Here is a 5,151-nt window from a genome sequence, read left to right as displayed (position 1 = left end):
GGCCGGGTGACCGGGCGCGACGCCGCGCCGGCCGGGCCGGGGTGCCGGTCGGGCCCGGTGCTGCGGTTGTCGGCTTTGTGCGCGTACCGGAAAAGAACTGGCCGTCGGCGTAAAGTTGACGGCTGCCTTGACCCCCGTCTCCGGAGGAGCATGGATGACCCTCGCCGAGGGCGACTACAAAGTCGCGGACCTCTCCCTCGCCGCTTTCGGTCGTAAGGAGATCGAGCTGGCCGAGCACGAGATGCCCGGTCTGATGTCGCTGCGCCAGGAGTACGGCCCGAGCCGGCCGCTGCGGGGCGCGCGGGTGACCGGTTCGCTGCACATGACGATCCAGACCGCGGTCCTCATCGAGACGCTGACCGCGCTGGGTGCCGAGGTCCGCTGGGCCTCCTGCAACATCTTCTCGACCCAGGACCACGCCGCCGCCGCGATCGTCGTCGGCCCGGACGGCACTCCCGAGGCCCCGGCCGGGGTGCCCGTCTACGCCTGGAAGGGCGAGACGCTGGAGGAGTACTGGTGGTGCACCGAGCAGGTGCTGCGCTGGCCCGACGGCGAGGGTCCCAACATGATCCTCGACGACGGCGGTGACGCGACCCTGCTGGTGCACAAGGGGGCCGAGTTCGAGAAGCTCGGGTCGGTCCCGGCCGCGGACACCGCCGACTCGGAGGAGTACGCGGTGATCCTCGCCGTGCTCGCCCGGTCGCTGCGCGAGGACGACCGGCGCTGGACCCGGATCGCCGCCGGCATCAAGGGCGTCACCGAGGAGACCACCACCGGCGTGCACCGCCTGTACGAGATGCAGCAGCAGGGCACCCTGCTGTTCCCGGCGATCAACGTCAACGACTCGGTCACCAAGAGCAAGTTCGACAACAAGTACGGCTGCCGGCACTCGCTGATCGACGGCATCAACCGGGCCACCGACGTGCTGATCGGCGGCAAGGTGGCGGTGGTCTTCGGCTACGGCGACGTCGGCAAGGGCTGCGCCGAGTCGCTGCGCGGCCAGGGGGCCCGGGTCATCGTCACCGAGGTCGACCCGATCTGCGCCCTGCAGGCCGCGATGGACGGCTACCAGGTCGCCACCATGGACGACGTGGTCGAGACGGCCGACATCTTCGTCACCGCGACCGGCTGCTTCAACGTCATCACGGCGGAGCACATGGCCCGGATGAAGCACCAGGCCATCGTCGGCAACATCGGGCACTTCGACAACGAGATCGACATGGCCGGCCTGGCCCGGCGCGCCGACGTGCGGCGGATCAATGTCAAGCCGCAGGTCGACGAGTGGAAGTTCGCCGACGGGCACTCGGTGATCGTGCTCTCCGAGGGCCGCCTGCTGAACCTGGGCAACGCGACCGGGCACCCGTCGTTCGTGATGAGCAACAGCTTCTCGAACCAGACGATCGCCCAGATCGAGCTGTTCACCAAGACCGACGAATACCCGGTCGGCGTGTACGTGCTGCCCAAGCACCTGGACGAGAAGGTCGCCCGGCTGCACCTGGGTGCGCTCGGGGTCAAGCTCACCGAGCTGACCAAGGAGCAGGCGTCGTATCTGGGGGTCGCGGTCGAGGGCCCGTACAAGCCGGACCACTACCGCTACTGAGGGCCGCGGGGCTGAGGTCGGGGCCGCCGGTTCGTGGAAAAGCGAACCGGCGGTTGCCGCCACCGGTCCGCTTCCCTGCCTGGTGCGCTGCCTCCCGCCCGGCGACCCGCACCAAAGTCTGCTTTCCCCTCTCATTACGACACGGTCCGGGCTCCACTGCAAGTGCATATAGTGTCGTGCAAGTTGCAGTCAGTCACCGGTACGGTGGTCCCGTGGCGAGGCCGACATCGATGGCCGCACGCCGGGAGCTCGGTGCCGAGCTGCGCCGGCTGCGCGGTGAGCGCCGGGGTGCCGAGGTCGCGGCCCGGCTCGGCTGGTCCGAGTCCAAGCTGAGCCGGATCGAGACGGCCCGGACCGGGATCAGCGAGGCGGACCTCGACCGGCTGCTCCGGCTCTACGCGGGTACGCCGGGCGAGCAGTCCCGCCTGCGTGACCTGGCCCGGCGCGGACGGGCCCGGGTCTGGTGGGCGCCCTACCGCTCGTCGGTCGCCGAGCCCTACGACGAGTACGTGGCGTTCGAGGCCGAGGCCGTCGTCATCTGCGAGTGGGAGGCGCAGGTGGTGCCCGGCCTGCTGCAGACCGACGAGTACGCGCACGCGGTCATCGAGGTGGGCGCCGGCCTGGACGACCCGGAGACAGTGCAGCAGCGGACCGCCCTGCGCATGGCCCGGCAGAGCGTGCTGACCCGCGACCCGCCGCCACGGCTCTGCGTGGTCCTCGACGAGTCGGCCCTGCACCGCGAGGTCGGCGGTCGTGACGTGCTGCGCCGCCAGGTGCAGCGGCTCTACGACGCCGGCCAGCGGCCCGGCGTCGAGCTGCACGTGCTCCCGTTCGCCGCGGGCGCGCACGCCGCGCTGGGCGAGGCGTTCGTCATCTTCGAGTTCGGCGACTCCGGGCGGGCGCCGGTCGTGCACAGCGAGGACCTGGTCGGCGGCCAGTTGCGCACCAAAGACGCGCACGTGCGGGTCTACCGGGAGGCTTTCGCCGATCTCCGGCGGCGGGCGCTGACGGTGGACGAGACTCGGGATCTGATCGCTCGAACGGGGGATGGCCTGCGGTAGCCGATGGGCGTTACCCGAGGCGAGTATTCATCCGCGGAAGGGCATGACATTGCAGAACCAAGGCTTGACCTGGCGAAAGAGCACCCGTAGCGCCGCCGCCGGGCACTGTGTGGAGATCGCCTCGGCCGCCGCCGCGGTGTTCGTCCGGGACTCCAAGGACATCGCCGGGCCGGTCCTGGAGTTCGGGCCCCGGGACTGGGCCGACTTCCTGGGCGGCGTCCGCGAGGGCCGCTTCGACCGCTGATCCCCGAGCAGGGCGGTTCTCCCCGGCGGAGGGCCGCCCTGACGTGTGACCGGCCCGATAGCGGCTCAGCTTGACGGATGTGGTTCGCCCGTGACTAAGGTATGCCGAGCCTTACTTAGGGATGCCTTAGCGACGGAGTGCCATGCTCGCCACCTACCTCATCGGCCTGCGTGAGGGGTTGGAAGCCACCCTGGTGGTCAGCATCCTCATCGCGTTCCTGGTGAAGTCCGACCGCAAGGACCGGCTCGTCCAGGTCTGGTCCGGCGTCGGGCTCGCCGTGGCACTGTCCGTCTTCTTCGGCTGGCTGCTCAGCTACACCTCGACCACCCTGCTGCAGAAGTACGAGCACCGCGAGCTGTTCGAGGCGATCACCTCGATCCTGGCCGTGGTCTTCGTGACCTGGATGATCTTCTGGATGCGCAAGGCCGCCCGCTCGATCGCCGGTGAGCTGCGCGGCAAGCTCCATGACGCGCTGGAGGTCGGCTCGATCGCGGTGGCCGTGATGGCCTTCCTGGCCGTCGTCCGCGAGGGCCTCGAGACCTCGCTGATCTTCTACTCGGCCGTGCAGGGCGCCGCCGACAACAGCCGCCCGCTCTACGCCCTGCTGGTCGGCATCGCGTCCGCGGTGATCATCGGCTACCTGATGTACGCGACCGCGGTACGGATCAACCTCTCGGTCTTCTTCACCTGGACGGGTGCCCTGCTCATCCTGGTCGCCGCCGGCATCCTGAAGTACGGCGTGCACGACTTCCAGGAGGCCAACGCCCTGCCCGGCCTCAACAACCTGGCGTACGACATCAGCGGCGTGCTCGACCCCTCGGCCTGGTACACCGCCCTGCTGACCGGCATGTTCAACATCACCCCGACCGCGTCGGTGCTCGAGACGATCGCCTGGGCCGCGTACGGCATCCCGGTGCTCGTGCTCTTCCTCCGGCCGGCGCGCAAGAAGGCGCCGGCCGTCACCCCAGAACCCACCCCGGCGCCCGCGCCGCAGCAGTAGGAGCCCCGTCCATGCGTACCACCCGAATCCTCGCGCTCGCCGCGGTCGGCGTCCTCGGCGGCGCCCTGGCCGCGTGCGGCGGCGACAAGGCCGACGACACCGCCGCCGGTGCCACGGGCGGGCCGATCACCGTCAAGGCCTCCGACACGGCCTGCGAGGTCGCCCGGAACCAGGCCGACGCCGGCACCAGCGTCTTCACCATCACCAACGGCGGCAACAAGGTCACCGAGTTCTACGTGTACGCCCCGGGCGACCGGGTCATGGGCGAGGTCGAGAACATCGCTCCCGGCCTCACCCGCGAGCTGCACGTGGAGCTGCCGGCCGGCTCGTACGAGACCGCCTGCAAGCCCGGCATGAGCGGCAAGGGCATCCGCGCCGCGCTGACCGTCGCCGGGTCCTCGGCCCCGCTGACCGACGACGCCAAGCTCGCCGACGCCACCGCCAGCTACTCGCGCTACATCAAGAGCCAGACCGCCGCGCTGCTGCCCAAGACCGAGGAGTTCGTGGCCGCGGTCAAGGCCGGCGACGTCGACAAGGCCAAGGCGCTGTTCCCGGTGACCCGTACGTACTGGGAGCGCATCGAGCCGGTCGCGGAGATCTTCGGTGACCTCGACCCGAAGATCGACGGCCGCGAGGAGGTCATCGAGGAGGGCATGGAGTTCACCGGCTTCCACCGCCTCGAGAAGGACCTGTGGGCGGCCAAGCCGGACGTCTCCAAGGACGGCCCGATCGCCGACCAGCTGCTGGTCGACGTCAAGGAGATCGTGGCCAAGGCCAACGCCGAGAAGCTCTCCCCGCTGCAGCTGGCCAACGGCGCCAAGGGCCTGCTGGACGAGGTCGCCACCGGCAAGATCACCGGCGAGGAGGACCGCTACTCGCACACCGACCTGTGGGATTTCAACGCCAACGTCGAGGGTTCCAAGGCCGCCATCGCGTCGCTGCGCCCGGTCCTCGAGGAGCGTGACCCCGCGCTGGTCAAGACGCTCGACACCGAGTTCGCCAACGTGGACACCACGCTGGCCAAGTACCGCGACGGTGACGGCTGGAAGCTGCACAACACCCTCAGCGAGGCCGACCTGAAGGGTCTCTCCGACGCGATCAACGCGCTCGCCGAGCCGATCAGCAAGGTCGCCGCGGTCGTCTCGAAGAAGTAGGGGGACCCCTCGATGTCGGACAGCATCGTTTCGCGCCGGCGGGCCATCGCGCTCGCCGGCGTCGGCGTGGCCGGGGTGGCCGGTGCCACCGC

The 5,151-nt window shown here is 69.9% G+C and carries 5 protein-coding genes; all 5 read left to right on the top strand.

Translation table 11 applies throughout. The features are described from left to right. Positions 1-154 precede the first annotated feature (154 nt). The 5 genes from ahcY (at position 155) to efeO (ending at position 5,059) form a co-directional block, all read left to right on the top strand. The gene (ahcY, locus tag AB0C29_RS32830; protein WP_360828475.1) at positions 155-1,600 is read left to right on the top strand and encodes an adenosylhomocysteinase; all 1,446 of its coding nucleotides are present in this window, start codon (positions 155-157) and stop codon (positions 1,598-1,600) included. Positions 1,601-1,812: 212 nt separating this feature from the next. Beyond that, positions 1,813-2,661 carry a helix-turn-helix transcriptional regulator gene (locus AB0C29_RS32825; RefSeq protein ID WP_360828472.1) on the top strand — a complete coding sequence of 283 codons (849 nt, stop codon included), beginning with the start codon at positions 1,813-1,815 and terminating at the stop codon, positions 2,659-2,661. Positions 2,662-2,704: 43 nt separating this feature from the next. Then, positions 2,705-2,905, top strand: coding sequence for a DUF397 domain-containing protein (locus tag AB0C29_RS32820; RefSeq protein ID WP_360828469.1), 201 nt, complete (start codon positions 2,705-2,707; stop codon positions 2,903-2,905). A 142-nt stretch (positions 2,906-3,047) separates the two neighbouring features. Then, a complete protein-coding gene (gene efeU, locus AB0C29_RS32815; RefSeq protein ID WP_360828466.1) occupies positions 3,048-3,905 on the top strand; it encodes an iron uptake transporter permease EfeU in 858 nt (285 codons plus the stop codon). A gap of 11 nt (positions 3,906-3,916) precedes the next feature. Continuing rightward, positions 3,917-5,059, top strand: a complete 1,143-nt coding sequence (gene efeO / locus AB0C29_RS32810) for an iron uptake system protein EfeO (RefSeq protein ID WP_360828463.1) — start codon at positions 3,917-3,919, stop codon at positions 5,057-5,059. The last annotated feature ends 92 nt before the right edge of the window (positions 5,060-5,151 follow it).

The organism is Actinoplanes sp. NPDC048791 (assembly GCF_040650095.1).
In the GTDB taxonomy this organism is placed as follows: Bacteria; Actinomycetota; Actinomycetes; order Mycobacteriales; family Micromonosporaceae; genus Actinoplanes.
This window is presented reverse-complemented; position numbering and strand designations above follow the sequence as displayed.

Excerpts from the sequence above, each read along its gene's own strand:
- ahcY (WP_360828475.1), top strand. The coding sequence starts at position 155 with ATGACCCTCGCCGAGGGCGACTACAAAGTCGCGGACCTCTCCCTCGCC.
- AB0C29_RS32820 (WP_360828469.1), top strand. The coding sequence starts at position 2,705 with ATGACATTGCAGAACCAAGGCTTGACCTGGCGAAAGAGCACCCGTAGC.
- efeU (WP_360828466.1), top strand. The coding sequence starts at position 3,048 with ATGCTCGCCACCTACCTCATCGGCCTGCGTGAGGGGTTGGAAGCCACC.
- efeO (WP_360828463.1), top strand. The coding sequence starts at position 3,917 with ATGCGTACCACCCGAATCCTCGCGCTCGCCGCGGTCGGCGTCCTCGGC.